Source organism: Amycolatopsis sp. NPDC049868 (genome assembly GCF_044461365.1).
Taxonomy (GTDB): Bacteria; Actinomycetota; Actinomycetes; order Mycobacteriales; family Pseudonocardiaceae; genus Amycolatopsis.
Genome location: NZ_JBITKV010000019.1, coordinates 49,020 through 62,215, shown reverse-complemented (window position 1 = coordinate 62,215; position 13,196 = coordinate 49,020). Strand labels below are relative to the sequence as shown.

The 13,196-nt window shown below is 67.9% G+C and carries 13 protein-coding genes and 1 other RNA gene; 6 read left to right on the top strand and 8 right to left on the bottom strand.

Annotated elements, in window-relative coordinates; translation table 11 throughout:
• Positions 1 to 18 precede the first annotated feature (18 nt).
• Genes sfnG through ACIBTM_RS42315 form a run of 4 tightly spaced genes read right to left on the bottom strand, consistent with a single transcriptional unit; the run spans position 19 to position 4,926 of the window.
• On the bottom strand, positions 19 to 1,110 hold the full coding sequence (gene sfnG, locus ACIBTM_RS42330; RefSeq protein WP_395882772.1) for a dimethylsulfone monooxygenase SfnG: 1,092 nt from the start codon (positions 1,108 to 1,110) through the stop codon (positions 19 to 21).
• 33 nt (positions 1,111 to 1,143) lie between these two features.
• Entirely contained in the window at positions 1,144 to 3,969 is a 2,826-nt protein-coding gene (locus tag ACIBTM_RS42325) for an AAA family ATPase (protein ID WP_395882771.1), read from the bottom strand.
• Positions 3,970 to 4,000: 31 nt separating this feature from the next.
• Positions 4,001 to 4,360 carry a zf-HC2 domain-containing protein gene (locus tag ACIBTM_RS42320; RefSeq protein ID WP_395882770.1) on the bottom strand — a complete coding sequence of 120 codons (360 nt, stop codon included), beginning with the start codon at positions 4,358 to 4,360 and terminating at the stop codon, positions 4,001 to 4,003.
• Positions 4,361 to 4,371: 11 nt separating this feature from the next.
• Positions 4,372 to 4,926 (bottom strand): sigma-70 family RNA polymerase sigma factor, encoded by a 555-nt coding sequence (locus ACIBTM_RS42315; RefSeq protein ID WP_395882864.1) that lies wholly within the window; start codon positions 4,924 to 4,926, stop codon positions 4,372 to 4,374.
• A 246-nt stretch (positions 4,927 to 5,172) separates the two neighbouring features.
• Here ACIBTM_RS42315 and ACIBTM_RS42310 point away from each other — a divergent pair, with 246 nt between their 5' ends.
• From ACIBTM_RS42310 to rnpB, 5 genes are all read left to right on the top strand, one after another.
• Positions 5,173 to 5,823 carry a DUF4142 domain-containing protein gene (locus ACIBTM_RS42310; RefSeq protein ID WP_395882769.1) on the top strand — a complete coding sequence of 217 codons (651 nt, stop codon included), beginning with the start codon at positions 5,173 to 5,175 and terminating at the stop codon, positions 5,821 to 5,823.
• Positions 5,820 to 6,638, top strand: a complete 819-nt coding sequence (locus ACIBTM_RS42305) for a ferredoxin (protein ID WP_395882768.1) — start codon at positions 5,820 to 5,822, stop codon at positions 6,636 to 6,638. Before ACIBTM_RS42310 ends, ACIBTM_RS42305 begins: the two co-directional genes overlap by 4 nt.
• Positions 6,635 to 7,918, top strand: coding sequence for an NAD(P)/FAD-dependent oxidoreductase (locus ACIBTM_RS42300; RefSeq protein ID WP_395882767.1), 1,284 nt, complete (start codon positions 6,635 to 6,637; stop codon positions 7,916 to 7,918). The genes ACIBTM_RS42305 and ACIBTM_RS42300 overlap by 4 nt, the downstream gene beginning before the upstream one ends.
• Positions 7,839 to 8,399: a hypothetical protein gene (locus ACIBTM_RS42295; RefSeq protein WP_395882766.1), complete on the top strand. Its 561-nt coding sequence runs from the start codon at positions 7,839 to 7,841 to the stop codon at positions 8,397 to 8,399. The genes ACIBTM_RS42300 and ACIBTM_RS42295 overlap by 80 nt, the downstream gene beginning before the upstream one ends.
• A gap of 14 nt (positions 8,400 to 8,413) precedes the next feature.
• Positions 8,414 to 8,812, top strand: an RNA gene (rnpB, locus tag ACIBTM_RS42290) — RNase P RNA component class A.
• Between the two features lie 21 nt (positions 8,813 to 8,833).
• Here the strand turns inward: rnpB and ACIBTM_RS42285 are convergent.
• Genes ACIBTM_RS42285 through ACIBTM_RS42270 form a run of 4 tightly spaced genes read right to left on the bottom strand, consistent with a single transcriptional unit; the run spans position 8,834 to position 11,535 of the window.
• The gene (locus ACIBTM_RS42285) at positions 8,834 to 9,469 is read right to left on the bottom strand and encodes a hypothetical protein (RefSeq protein WP_395882765.1); all 636 of its coding nucleotides are present in this window, start codon (positions 9,467 to 9,469) and stop codon (positions 8,834 to 8,836) included.
• A 50-nt stretch (positions 9,470 to 9,519) separates the two neighbouring features.
• Complete coding sequence (locus tag ACIBTM_RS42280; RefSeq protein WP_395882764.1) at positions 9,520 to 10,662, bottom strand: hypothetical protein; 1,143 nt, start codon at positions 10,660 to 10,662, stop codon at positions 9,520 to 9,522.
• Positions 10,663 to 10,667: 5 nt separating this feature from the next.
• Positions 10,668 to 11,000 (bottom strand): hypothetical protein, encoded by a 333-nt coding sequence (locus ACIBTM_RS42275; RefSeq protein ID WP_395882763.1) that lies wholly within the window; start codon positions 10,998 to 11,000, stop codon positions 10,668 to 10,670.
• Between the two features lie 25 nt (positions 11,001 to 11,025).
• Entirely contained in the window at positions 11,026 to 11,535 is a 510-nt protein-coding gene (locus ACIBTM_RS42270) for a YbaB/EbfC family nucleoid-associated protein (protein ID WP_395882762.1), read from the bottom strand.
• 444 nt (positions 11,536 to 11,979) lie between these two features.
• Here ACIBTM_RS42270 and ACIBTM_RS42265 point away from each other — a divergent pair, with 444 nt between their 5' ends.
• On the top strand, positions 11,980 to 12,843 hold the full coding sequence (locus ACIBTM_RS42265; protein ID WP_395882761.1) for a hypothetical protein: 864 nt from the start codon (positions 11,980 to 11,982) through the stop codon (positions 12,841 to 12,843).
• The last annotated feature ends 353 nt before the right edge of the window (positions 12,844 to 13,196 follow it).

Below are 13,196 nucleotides of genomic sequence, written 5' to 3'. Positions count from 1 at the left end.
ACCCCTGCATCCAGAGGACTAATTGCGTTCGAGGTCGGCCTCCTTTTCCCGGATCACCGGCAGCACGTGCTTCCCGAAGTGCTCCACGTCCTCCAGGTAGTGCAGGAAGCCGAGTAACAGCAGGTTCGCCCCGCGCTTCTTGTACTCGATGGCCCGGTCCGCGATCTGCTCCGGCGTGCCGATCAGCCCGGTGCGGAAGCCGTCGTTGTACTGCACCAGATCCTTGAACTCCGAGTCGGCCCACATCCCCTTCTTGTCCGATGTGGAGCTTCCCGCCTGTTTGACGGCGCCGCGGAAGCCCTCGACGGCCTCGGTGTTCGCCTTCTCGACGATCTCGCGCAGCACGGCTTTCGCCTCGCTCTCGGTCTCCCGTGCGATCACGAAGCCGTTGAGCCCGAAGCGAACGGCGTGGTCGTTCTCGGCCGCGTAGCCGCGGACTTCCTCGACCTGCTCGCTGAAGCCGTCGAAATCCTTGCCGTTGCTGAAGTACCAGTCGGAGACCCGGCCCGCGAGCTTCCGTGCGGCGGTGGAGTTGCCACCCTGGAAGATCTCCGGATGCGGCCGCGCGGCCGGTTTGGGTTTGATGTCGAAATCGTGGATCCGATAGAAATCGCCGGTGAATTCGGCGTGGTCGTTCGTCCAGAGTTCCTTCAGTACGCGAATGAACTCTTCCGAACGACGGTACCGTTCGTCGTGTTCCAGCCACGGTTCGCCGAGCTTCGTGAATTCGTCCTTGAACCAGCCGCTCACCACGTTGACCGCCGCGCGCCCGCCGGAGATCACGTCCGCGCTCGCGATGAACTTCGCGAGCACGCCGGGATGCCACAGCCCGGGGTGGACCGCCGCGATCACCTTCAGCCGCTGCGTCGCGAGCAGCAGCGCGAGGCTGAACCCGGTCGATTCATGCTGGTAGGCGGCACCGTAGCTGGCCGTGTAGCGGACCTGGCTCAGCGCGTATTCGAAGCCGCTGTTCTCCGCGAGGACGGCGAGATCCCGGTTGTACTCGTATCCCCAGTCGGTGCGCTGCTCGATGTCGCTGGTGACCAGACCGCCGCTCACATTGGGGACCCAATAGGCGAATTTGAGTGGTTCGGATTCGATTCCCGGCATGCCGCGGAGTGAACCCGCCGCCCCCGGAAACCGTCAATCGGTGTCCACGCGCTGAGACCGCCCGAGTGCCGAACTCAATTCGGTACGCCCGGTGATCCCCAGTTTGCGGTACGCCCCGGACAAATGCAGTTCGACGGTGCGGCGGGTCAGATGCAGTGCTTCGGCGATCTCCCGGTTGGTGAGACCTTGTGACGCCATCAGCGCGACGCGGTACTCCTGTTTGGTGAGGCCGTGTTCGTTGTCCTTCGCCGTCGTGAGACTCGTCCGCGCGTCCCGCAAAGCCTCCGCGGCCCGTCTCGCGAGCGGCCGCGCCCCGCAGTGCTTGCTCGATTGCGCGGCCATCCGCAGCGTGCCGATCGCCTTCTCGGCCTGCCCGTGCCGGGCCTGCAGCACGCCGAGTTCGGTCAGCGCCTCGGCCAGCGCGAGTTTCGCGGTCGACCCGCCGAGGACGTCGACGGCCTTGGTGAGCAGGCGTTCGCCCTCTTCGTCCTCGCGGACGAGGCCGGCCGTGGTCAGCGCGCCGCCGAGGATCCTCGGCGCTCCCCAGCGCTCCGCGGCCTTGAGATCCTCCTCGGCGAGCCGGGCCGCCGCGTCGGTGCGGCCGAGCGCCAGTGCGGTGCGGGCGGCGTGCGCCCGCCAAGGGGCGAAACCGGGGAAGCGCATGCCGTGGTGTTCGAGACGGCGGCCGCAGCCGCGCAGGTCTTCGTACCCGAGTTCCGGTTCACCGGTGGCCGCACGGAGCCTGCCTCGGGCGTAAAGCAGGTAGTTGTGCGTGAACAGTGCTTGTGTGGCCCCGAAATCGATTTTGTCCAGCACCCCGTTCGCGACGTCGTGGCGGCCGAGGTCGACCGAGACCTCGATCAGTCTTCCCGCGCACAGCACCGCGATCGGGCAACGGCTGGTGGCGCCGCGTTCGTCGAACTGCCGCACCAGCGATTCGAAGTGGACACTCGCGCGCACGAGGTCTCCGCCCGCCTGCAGGGCGATCCCGCGGGCGAGGGTGGCGAGGGCGCCTTTCGGCACGTGGAAGTCCCACGGCAGGCGTTTGGTATCGAGCACTTGGCAGAGCTTGTCGGTGAGCGCGGGTTCGTCGGCGAGCGCGGCCGTCGCGAGCGTGAAGAAATACGGCTGCTCGAACAGTTCGGGCTGTTCGCCGGACAACGCCTCCCCGAAATGCCGGACGGCGTCCGCCGAGGACTTCCCGCCGCGCACCGTGTCGAGCGCGAGCAGGCCCGATCGGCTCTGTTGCGCGGCGGGATCGTTCAGCGGCGCCCATTGCCGTTCGAAATCGCGGAAGTCCGGCGGTGGCCCGAGTCTGCTGCCCGCCTCGGCGAGATAGGTCATGCACAGCAGCGGCCAGACGGCGTCGGGCCCGCCCGCGTCGAGCCGCGCGGCGAACTGGCCGGCGGAGTTGATCGCCAGCCGCGCGTCCGGGCCGCAGCACAGGGAAAGGATCATGGCCGTCGCGACGAAGGCCGCCGTTTCCCGGTCGTCGATATGGTCGACGGCCTCGCGCACCCTGGCCGGCGCCGAATCCGGTGCACAGTGGAATTCCGCGTGCGCGAGCTGGAGCAGGATCGCCATCCGCTTGCGTTCGCTGAGCCGTTCTTCGAGCGCGCGCGAAAGGAACCGGACGGACAGCTCCGGGTCGCCCTCGACCACCGAATGCCGCGCTGCCAGCCGCAGGACGTCGACCGCCCAAGGGATCCTGATCGCGGTCGCCTCCAGGAGATGGACGCCGACCCGCTCCGGCGCGGCACCCGCGTCGTGCAGGAGCCGCGCCGCCCGTGACTGGGTGACCGCCCTGGTGGTGAGCGGCATGTCGGCGAGTACCGAGTTGCGGACGAACCGGTAGGTCAGCGCCGGCCGGTGGCTGTTGGTCAGCAGGTGCACGCGCACCATCGTGTCGATGGCTTCCAGCGCCGTGCTCTCGTCGACCCCGGCCAGTTGTGCCAGCAGGTCGAAACTCGCGTCCTCGCCGAGGATCGCGACGGCTTCGAGCATCTTCGGCGCGGCGGTGTACTCGTGCATGCGGACCCGCAGCACCTCGCCGATCATCGCCGACCCGGCGGTGTCCAGGTCCATCCCCGGGACCAGGCGGCGGCGCAGCGCGCCGAGCAGGAACGGGTTGCCGCCGGTGATCTCGCGGCATTCCTCGGCGAACCGTCCGGCGGAGACCTGGAGGAATTCGGCGACGTGCCGCGTCCCGAGACCGCGCAGCAGGATCGTCGCCGGGGTGCAGCCGGACATCTCCAGCAGGGCGACCTCGCCGGTCTGCAGATGCCCGATCAGCGAGGTCAGCACGACCAGCACCGGCAACCGCTCGACCCGATGCCGGATGTAGGCGAGACAGCGCATCGACCACGGGTCGGCGAGGTGGATGTTGTCGATGCCGAGGAAGACCGGTCCCTGTTCGGCGGCCTGGCGGACGGTGTGGAAGAAGGCGTCGAGCGCCTCCGTCTGTTCCCGTTCGGTCCGGGGAGGGTGGTCCGGCAGGATTTCGGCCGCATGCGGTGTGCGCGGTCGCGGCGATCCGGGTTCGGGGGGCGCGTGGGTGAGCCCTTCGACCAGCTGGCGGCCGACACCGCCGCTCAGGTGCGTTTCCAGCCGGGACGCGGTGGCGATCGCGACGGTGAACCCGGCCGCCCCGGCGAGCTCACCGGCCGCGGTGAGCATCGCCGACTTGCCCATGCCGAACTCGCCGACCACCACCGCGCTGACGGCGCGGCCGTGCAGGGCGGCGCGGAACAGGCCGGTGATCGTGTCGAGTTCGCTGTCTCGACCCAGTAACCCGGCGGCGCGACGCTTCGGTACCGAAGGCCCGCCGAAGGGACTCTCGGGATTTACTTCGGTATGCACCGTAGAGACCTTCGTGTCGGCTTGCGGCAGACTACTCGAACGTAAGCGGTAACGGGAGTAATCGCTGGTCGTCGAGGGGAGCAGGAGCCGAGATGTCCGCATCCGACGAGACCCGCCGGGACGATCGTTGCGACGACATCAAGGCCGCGACGACGCACGCCAGGAAGACCACGACGAGGTTGGCCGTGATCGTCGACAGCCGGCCGCGACATCGCGTGGCGACGGGGGACAGGTAGCGCAGGTCGGCCTTCGCCAGCGCGTCTTCCACCGACGCGAATTCCGCGACCTGCCGTCCGCATCGCACGCAGCCCTTCAAATGCTTCTCGAAGGCGTGAGCCTCCGCGCGGTCCAGCACACCGAGCACGTACGCCGCCACGTCGGTGTGTTTCACCTTTCGCTTCCTCATCGCGAACCCAGCTCTCCTAACGACCGTCGCAATGTCTTCATAGCCGCGTACAGCCGTGATTTGACCGTTCCCTCCGGGATCCCCAATATCACCGCCGCCTCCCGGACCGTATGCCCGGTCAGATACGTCTCGTAGATGACAGCCTGATATTTGCTGTCCAGATAACGTAGCGCTTCGGAAATGACGAGTGCGGACAGTGACTGTTCGGTCTGGTCCGCTATTTCGGCGTTTTCGGAACTGTCCAGCTCGACCTCCTGCGGGCGGGCGCGCCGGTTTCGCCAGCCGTCGATCACGATCCGCTTGGCGACCGTGAGCAGCCAGCCGCGCAACATTCCCGGCTCGCGGTTCAACGTGTCCGAATGCTGCCAGGCGCGGATCAGTGTTTCCTGGACGACGTCTTCCGTCCATTGTTGATCATGGCCCGTCAGGTACATCACCTGCCCGAACAGGGTGTCCCGGAAATCCTTGTACAGTACCGAAATAAGCTCGTCGGAAACCTCGTTCGACCGATGGTCGCCATCGAACCGGCATCCTCTGCCCACTGCTTCCATAAAGTTCGCTACCTCCCCGGCTGTGGAGGATTTCACGGGTTCGTACACCGTAGCGCAGACTTTCGCCGTGGGCCATGTGCAGTAGTGCTCCGTTTACATTTAGTCGTCCGGTACGTATGGCGGCGATAAACGGTTCTAAATGTGTCGTGTGATGCACATCACACTGGCCTGTCCGGGCTAGATCGAACCGGCCGCTCCGGTTCGCCGTACTCCCAGTGAGGCACTTTGAGAACGGGGACGGGTGAAATGATCTATCGACTGCTCGGACTGGTGATCGCCTGCATGGTGATATGGGTGGGAACACCCGCCCATGCTTTCGCGGAAATCGACTCCCATGACCGGGAGCTGCTCGTGCGGGTACGCCAAGCCGGGTTGTGGGAAGGGCCGATCAGCCGTCAGGCGGAACAGCGCGGGAACGGGCAGCGCGTACGGGAGGTCGGCCGGAAACTCGCCGACGACCACGACCGGCTCGACGCCCAGGTCCGCGCGCTCGCTTCGAAGGTCCGCGTCGAACTCCCCGGCGAGCCCACCGTGGAACAGCGTTCCTGGGTCGACGAGATCACCGGGGCCACCGGTGCCGACTTCGACCGCCTCTACGTCAATCGCGCCCGCGCCGCGCACGGGAGCGTCTTCGGTCTCGCCTCCCACGTGCGGGCCGCCACCCGAGACGACGCGATGCGGTCCTTCGCCCAAACCGCCGTCGACACCGTCATGCGGCATATGACCCTGCTCGAAAGCACCGGGATCGCCGAGACCACCTCGCTGATGGTCGCTCCCGGCGGCGGTGACGAACTCGACGGCGGCGACATCGCGTTCGGCGTGCTCATGGCGGGGATCGCCGGGGGCGCGACGTTCGGGCTCGTCCGGGTGCTCGGCGTATCGGGCAGGCGCGGATGAACGCCGCGCTCCTGGCGGTCATCCCGGCCCCGTCGCCGCACGACAGCGGGGTACGGGACATCGCCGCCCTGTCGGCCCGGTTCGCCTACGTGACGATGTGCCTGACGCTGGTGTGGGGCGTGCTGAGCGCCACCGGCTGGATCAGGCGCGTCACCGGTCACGAGGCGTTACGCGGAGGTCACGTCGTACTCGCCGTGTTCAGTCTCGCCACCGGTGTCGTCCACGGACTGTCCTATCTCTTCCTCGACGACGAATCGTTCGGCGTCCTCGCCCTGCTGATCCCGTTCGCCGGCGGCGGGTTCGCCAGGCACGCGGCGGGCGTCGTCGGGCTGGAGCTGTTCATCGCCCTCTCGGTCACCGCGGCGGTGCGCCGCGGCGCGGCCGATCTCCGAGGGCGGCGGTTCCATCAGGCCGGCTACTTCGCGGTCGGCCTGCTGGCGATCCATTCCTGGCTGGGCGCGTCCGCGAACGGGAATCTCGCGACGGTCTGGCTCGGCGGGATCACCGTGCTCACCCCCGCCGTCGTGCTCACCGTGCTGCGGGTGCTCCCGCCGCGGGCGCTGGTCCGGCTGGGGCTGCTCGAAGGCGAAACCAGCCGGGCCGAACCGGTCCGGATCTCCGTCGACGACAAGAAATGCCACCGCTACGCCATCTGTCAGGCCGAAGCGCCGCAGGTCTTCCAATTGCAGGGTGACGGTCAGCTGCGCTACCTCCGGAAACCCGGCGCCAAACAGATACCGCTGGCCCAGGCGGCGGCCAGGGCCTGTCCTATGCGGGCGATCCGGCTGAGCAGTCTGCAGGGGGCGGGACGATGAGCGAACGGATCGTGGTGGTCGGCGGCGGGCTGGCCGGGCTGCGCTGCGCGGAACGGTTGCGGGAACTGCGGTTCGACGGCGAACTGGTGATCGTCGGCAACGAGCCGGAGCCGCCGTATCACCGGCCGGCGTTGTCCAAGCAGCTGCTGACCGGCGCCACCGGGCCGGCGGAGATGATGCTCGCCCGGCCCGACGAGATCGACGCCGAATGGCGGTTCAACACCCCGGCGGCCCATCTGCAGCCGGGCCGCCAGGTCGTCCATCTGCCCGGGGCGGAAGAGCTGCCCTACGACGGGCTCGTCATCGCCAGCGGCGTCGAACCGCGAAGGCTTTCCGGTGTGCCGCACGGACATCCGCGGGTGGTCGTCGTCCGGACACTGGCCGACGCCGCGGAACTGCGCGACAACCTGGCCGTCGACCACGGACCGGTCGCGGTGCTGGGCAGCGGGTTCATCGGCTGCGAGGTCGCCGCCAGCCTGCGCGAGATCGGCCGGGAGGTCACCATCATCGGCCGGTCGGCGAATCTGCTCGGCGAGGTCGTCGGCAAGCACATCGGGCAGAAGCTCTCAGCGCTGCACCGGTCGCGCGGGGTGCGGCTGGCGCTGGGCGCGTCCATCGACAGCTGGCAGACCACGCCGAACGGGTTGCGGCTGCGGTCCTCCGACGGCTGGATCCTGGACGTGTCGTGCGTCGTCGTGGCCGTCGGGACCGTGCCGTCGATCTCGTGGCTGCGCGGGTCGAAGCTGCCGCTCGACGACGGCGTCGTCTGCTCGCCGACCTGTCACGTGCTCGGGATGGCCAACATCGTCGCCGCGGGCGACGTCGCGCAGTGGCCGAACCTGCGTTTCGACGAGACGCCGCGGCGGGTGGAGCACTGGCTCAACGCCGTCGAGATGGGCCGGGCGGCCGCGGAGAACCTCCTCGCCGGCCCGCAGGCCTCGCGGCCTTTCGCGCCGGTGCCGCGGTTCTGGTCCGAACAGCACGGCATGCGCATCCAGGCGGGTGGCATCCCGAAGCTCGGCACCGACACCGTCGCGCTCGCTTCACCCGTCGGTGGTGAACGGCCCGTCACCGGTTTCGTCCGCAAGGGGCGGCTCGTGGGTGTCGTCGGGCTCGACAGCCCGTCCGCTGTCCGCCACTGGACCAGCGAGATCGCGGAACAGAACCCCGTCAGCCACCCGGGAGAAACGGAGACGCCCGATGCGCCGATCGCGATTGACCATGCTCGCCGTCATCGCGGCGCTCGTCGTGGGCGCCGCGATGTGGTGGCAGGCGGCTGAGCCCGCGTCGCGGACGGCGAGCGCCCCGGTCACCGAGGCCCTCCCCAGCCCGCGTGTGTCGCAACCCGTCACCTCGCGTGCCAGTACCCCGGCGGACGCTCCACCCGGCACCCGGCTCACCGCCGTCTACATGACCCGGATGGGGCAAGCCGTCCTCGACGAGACTGGCGCCGTGCTCTTCCGCTACGAACGCGACAACCCGCACAAGGCCCGTTCGGCCTGCCTCGGGGACTGCGCCGCGGTGTGGACCCCCGTCACGACGACCGGCACGCCCCTGGTGACCGGCATCGACCCGGCTCTCGTCGACACGATCAAGCGTCCCGAGGGCGCCAAACAGGTGACTTTGGCAGGCTGGCCGCTCTACAAATTCGCCAACGCGCGGCCCGGCGAATGGACCGGGCAGGGCACCGACCACGTGTGGTTCGTGGTCGAACCCGACGGGCGGCGCAACCTGAACTGTCTGCCCGCACCCGTGCAGTAGGATTCGCCGACGGACGAGTCGGCGGGGCGGCCGCGAGCCGGGAGACCGGTTCGAGGAAAGTCCGGACTCCACAGGGCAGGGTGGTTGTTAACGGCAACCCGGGGCGACCCGCGGGACAGTGCCACAGAAAACAGACCGCCTCCGCTCGCTTCGCGGGCGGAGGTAAGGGTGAAACGGTGGTGTAAGAGACCACCAGCGTCCTGGGTGACCAGGACGGCTAGGTAAACCCCACCCGGAGCAAGGTCAAGAGGGAGCCGCGAGGCTCCTGCGCAGGCGATCGAGGGCTGCCCGCCCGAGCCTGCGGGTAGGCCGCTCGAGCCCGTCGGCGACGGCGGGCCTAGATGGATGGCCGCCACTCGCTCAGCCGCAAGGCGGGGCGAGGACAGGATCCGGCTTACACGCCGGCTCGTCCGTACTACTTCTTCAGGGCGCCGCTACCTCGCGGCGTCCGGTCGTCCGGTCCAGTGGATGGTGTCCGGGAACTCGAAACGCTCCCGCAGATACCGCTCCTCGGTGCGGCCGTGCAGGGTGAACGCGAAACTCGAACCGTCAGGCCAGGTGATGACGCGTTTGCGGAAGTCGATCCCGGGCGCTTGCGGCTTCCTTGCCTGCCAGAGGATCTCCGGCGGCGGCGCGTCGGCCAGGTCCCGGTAGGTCGAACCGGTGTCCACCACCGCGATCGCGGACGGCGAGCACACCAGCCAGGGCCCGCTCGCCTTCCGGATCCGGTCGGCGGGCTCCAGCACCATCGCGTTCGCCGGGCCCTTCACGCGGATCTCCCGCTGGAACGGGTGACCACCCTTGCCGCCGCCGCTGCCCGCACCGTTCAGCAGCGCGAAGACGTAGACCACCGCGCCGCCGATGCCGCGGAACACGTTCCAGAAGAACCGCCGGACGAGCCGCTTCCCCTTGACCGTGCCGTCGAGGCGCCTGCCGGGCACGTCGAAACCCAGGTCGGTGTCGCCCAGCCGCAGCACGAGGACCGGCTCGCGCCACTGGCCGGCCATCAGTTCCTCGACCCGTTCACGGAAACCAGGACGGACCAGGGCCTTCTCCGCCTTGTCCTCCATGCGCTCTTGATGCGCGAAGATCTTTTCCGCCGCCCGCTGCCGGGACTCGCTCAGATGTCGAGGTTCCCCCGAGTCTCCTCCGGGCTCTTGTCCCCGCCGATCTCGCTCTTGTTGAACCACGGCTCGTTCTCCCCCTCCGGCGTCACGGCTTCCTTGCCCTCGGTGTATGCGGCCTTCCCGGCTCCGATGCCGCCCTTGACGGCCGCGCCGGAGACCAGCGGGCGCGCGCCGACCGAGGTGCCGAACATCGTGGTGAGCACCCGGTTGCTCGGCGTGAGCGCGACCCCGGCGGTGTTCTCCAGGACGTTCAGCGAGAACTTCGACTCACCGGCGTAGGTACCGATCCGGAACTTCCTCGTCATGTCCACGACCTTGGTCGCGTACTTCGCGAGGTACTCGATGAAGGTGTCGAGCAGCTTGCCGAACTTGCCCAGATATTTGGTCACCTTCTGCAGCACGCTGGCGGCCTTGGCGATGGACGCGGTCATCGCGGCGGCGACCGAGCTGCCGAAGCTGATCACCGACGAGGCCAGCGCGGGCAGCCAGATGGTGATCAGCCAGGAGATCAGCTCGGTGATGATCCCCTTGATCAGCTCCTCGATGACCACCATGACCATCGACCACATCTGCAGCACTTCGGCCACCGATCCGGCGGCCGAGCCGACGCCGCGGATCCCGGCGGAGAAGTCGCCCAGCGCTTCCTTCGCCGCCTTGCCCGCGTCGTCCACCCAGTCCGCGAGCGCCGCGTCACCGGTCTTCTCGAAGTCCTCGGCGAGGGCGACGAAGCCGTTCGCGAGGGTCACGAAGTTCTCCGACGCGTGCCCGATGGCCGGACCGTCGCCGGTGACCTGGTGCAACGCGTCCTGCAGCGGCTGGACCAGCTCAAGCAGCATGTTCAGCCCGTGGCTGACCAGCCAGCCGATCGGGTCCATCGCGAAGGTGACCATGTCCGTGGCGGCCGCGCCGACGAACGCCGCCCCGTCTCCGACCAGCGCGGCACCCGCGGACGCCAGTTCGGCCGGGTTGTCCGCCTGGGCCGCCTGCTGGGCGTGCCCGGCGATCGACTTGCCCGATTTGTAGATCGTGCCCGCCACCGGCACGTGCCCCATCGCGCGATCGAGGTTCGCGCTCATGCTCTCGTCGTACGCCTGGACGTTGAGCCCATCGGCGATGCTCGACTTCTCCTCGGTCATGACCCCTACTTTCCGAGCGTTTCGTCGATGGTCGCCTCGTGCTTGCCGAACTCGACCTTTCCGGCTTCCTCGATACCCCGGTACATCTCGGAGGCCTTGTTCAGCTTGGCGATGAACCCGTCGACGCCGTCCTTCATGTCGTTCATCAGCGAACGGAGTTCGCCGAGACGATCGGTGTAGCCCTGTTTGGCCCAGATCCCGATGACACCCCACGCCTCATCGGTCACGTCGGCGGCGTCGATCTTGGTGCCGAACTTCTCCGCTTCCTGCTCGTAATAGGGGAGCTTCTGGGCGTACGCGGCGATCGCCGCGATATTCGTCTCGATTCCCTTTGACATCGTGGGAGTCCCTAGGTCGGTTCGGTCAGCTGCGGCGGAGGAAGGAGCCGTCGTCGAAATAGTCGTCGTCGTCCCGCGGGGCGGGGCGGCGCGCCGGCCGGGATGGCTGCTGCTGTTGCGGTGACGACTGCTGCTGTGACGCCGGTTCTTCCTCGACGGTTCCGAACGCCTCGGCCTGTGCCTCGCGAACCTGTTCCGACGTGTTGACGCCGAACGCCTCACCGAACGTGTCGTCCACGATCCCGGCCTGCTGCTGGGCGGCGCCGGCGACTGCCTTGCGCAGGGTGCTCATGATCACCGAGGACAGGTGGCCCGCTTCGAGGCGCATAGCGCCGGCGCTGAGCCGAAGGTCGGTGACGGTTCCGCCGGCCCCGGCGACCACCGTGACCTCTCCGGACGGGGAGGTCACGGAGTTCTCGACCTGCGCGATCCGCTCCTGCATGTCGCCGACCTCGGCGAAGCGTGCCTCCGCCTGGCGCACCTTGGCCTGGAAATTCTCGAATTGGGCGATCAGTTGTTCCATCTGGGCGGACATCGTCGCTCCCCGTGCGCAGTGGTGATCCGTCGTCAGGAGTATGACGTAGCCGGGCGGGTTCGGTTCCCGGGTCGTCTCCCGCCTGGTAGCAAAGGTCCCTTGCTTCCCGCGCGATGATCGTGTGGATTCTGGTCACCCAACGCGACAAAATCCACGCGGTCACCACGCGGAGTAAGGGGTGTGTGGAAATAGGGACACTCAACGTCCCTATTTCCACACACCCCAACCCCAAGTGGTAGCAAAGGTCCCTTGCTCTCTTTTCGCAGGTCAGCGGCCCAGGTGGTAGCAAAGGTCCCTTGCTCCACCCGGCGCCGAGATGGCGTGGCCGCAGGTGCCGGGCCGCCTTCCGCGATGGCGGCACGCTCCCGCGCGGTAGCAAAGGTCCCTTGCTCCATTCGACGACGAAATCGGCGCCCGGTACTTACCTGCCGGTAGGGTGCCCTCATGGGTGAAGCGAGTCGGGTCACGGGACGTTTCCGCGGAACGTTCGATGTACTGCATTCCCTTACCTACTTCGCCCCCGAGACGGAAGCCGCGCTCACCGGCGTGGGTCTCCGCCCGGGGCGCATGACGTACTTCGCGGGCCGCGCGGCGCCGATGGGGGCCGTCGGTCCCGGCGTGGTCGCGGCGACGTTCTACAACTTCAATCCCGAACTGGTCGCCCGCCATATCCCGCGCGCGTGGACGCTGGCCACGCCCGAAAAGATCATCGGCGCTCGGTTCGAAGCCGTCGACGCGACGCTGACCCGGCTGCTCGGCAAGGAGACCCTCGGCTCCGAAGAGGTCGCCGAGGCGGCCGAACTCGCCCGCGAGGCGACCGGCGGTTGCCAGGTCGACGGCCGTCCCCTCTACGCCGGGCATGCCGGCCTCGACTGGCCGAGCGAGCCGCACCTCGTCCTCTGGCACGCCATCACGCTGTTGCGCGAGCATCGCGGAGACGGCCACATCGCCGCGCTCGTCGCCAACGGTCTCGACGGGCTCGACGCCCTCGTCTCGCACACCGCCACCGGCAAGGGTTTCCTGCCCGCCGCGGCCAAGGAATCCCGCGGCTGGAGTGACGAGCAGTGGGACGGCGCGGTCGTCAAGCTTCGCGAGCGGGGCATCCTGGATGACCAGGGTGGCCTGACGGAGGCCGGTAACGATCTTCGCGAGCGGCTCGAAGTCGCCACGAACGCGGCGTCGGCGGGGCCGTGGGAGCACCTCGGCGAGGAGAAGACCAAGCGGCTTCACGAGCTGTGCGGGCCTTTGAGCCGCCAGGCCGTCGCAGCGGGCGCTTTTCCCGCGAATGTGTTCTCGACGGGTCGATAATCACGCTATGTAGTGAAAATGCCGCCTCCGTTTTCGCTTTGGGTAACGGAAGCGTGACTTTCACTTGATCGGCGTTCACGTTCTTTGTCGAATGCGTGCTCACCCAGCGGACTCGTGAGAAGCCACCGAACGAGTCATGTCACACTGGTCGAGGCCGGAATCTCCCCGGCCGACCCGTACTCACAGTGAGCAAGATGCCTCGCAAGCGAGTGAGGCCGTTCGCACACTGCGAAATACGGGTGGCCGGGGTTAATCCAGACGACCCTTGCAACGATGATGGAGACCGAGGATGGTCGTGGTGCTGTGCCTCGCTCTGTTACCGGTAGACAAATCGATATCTACAGAGCGCGCTT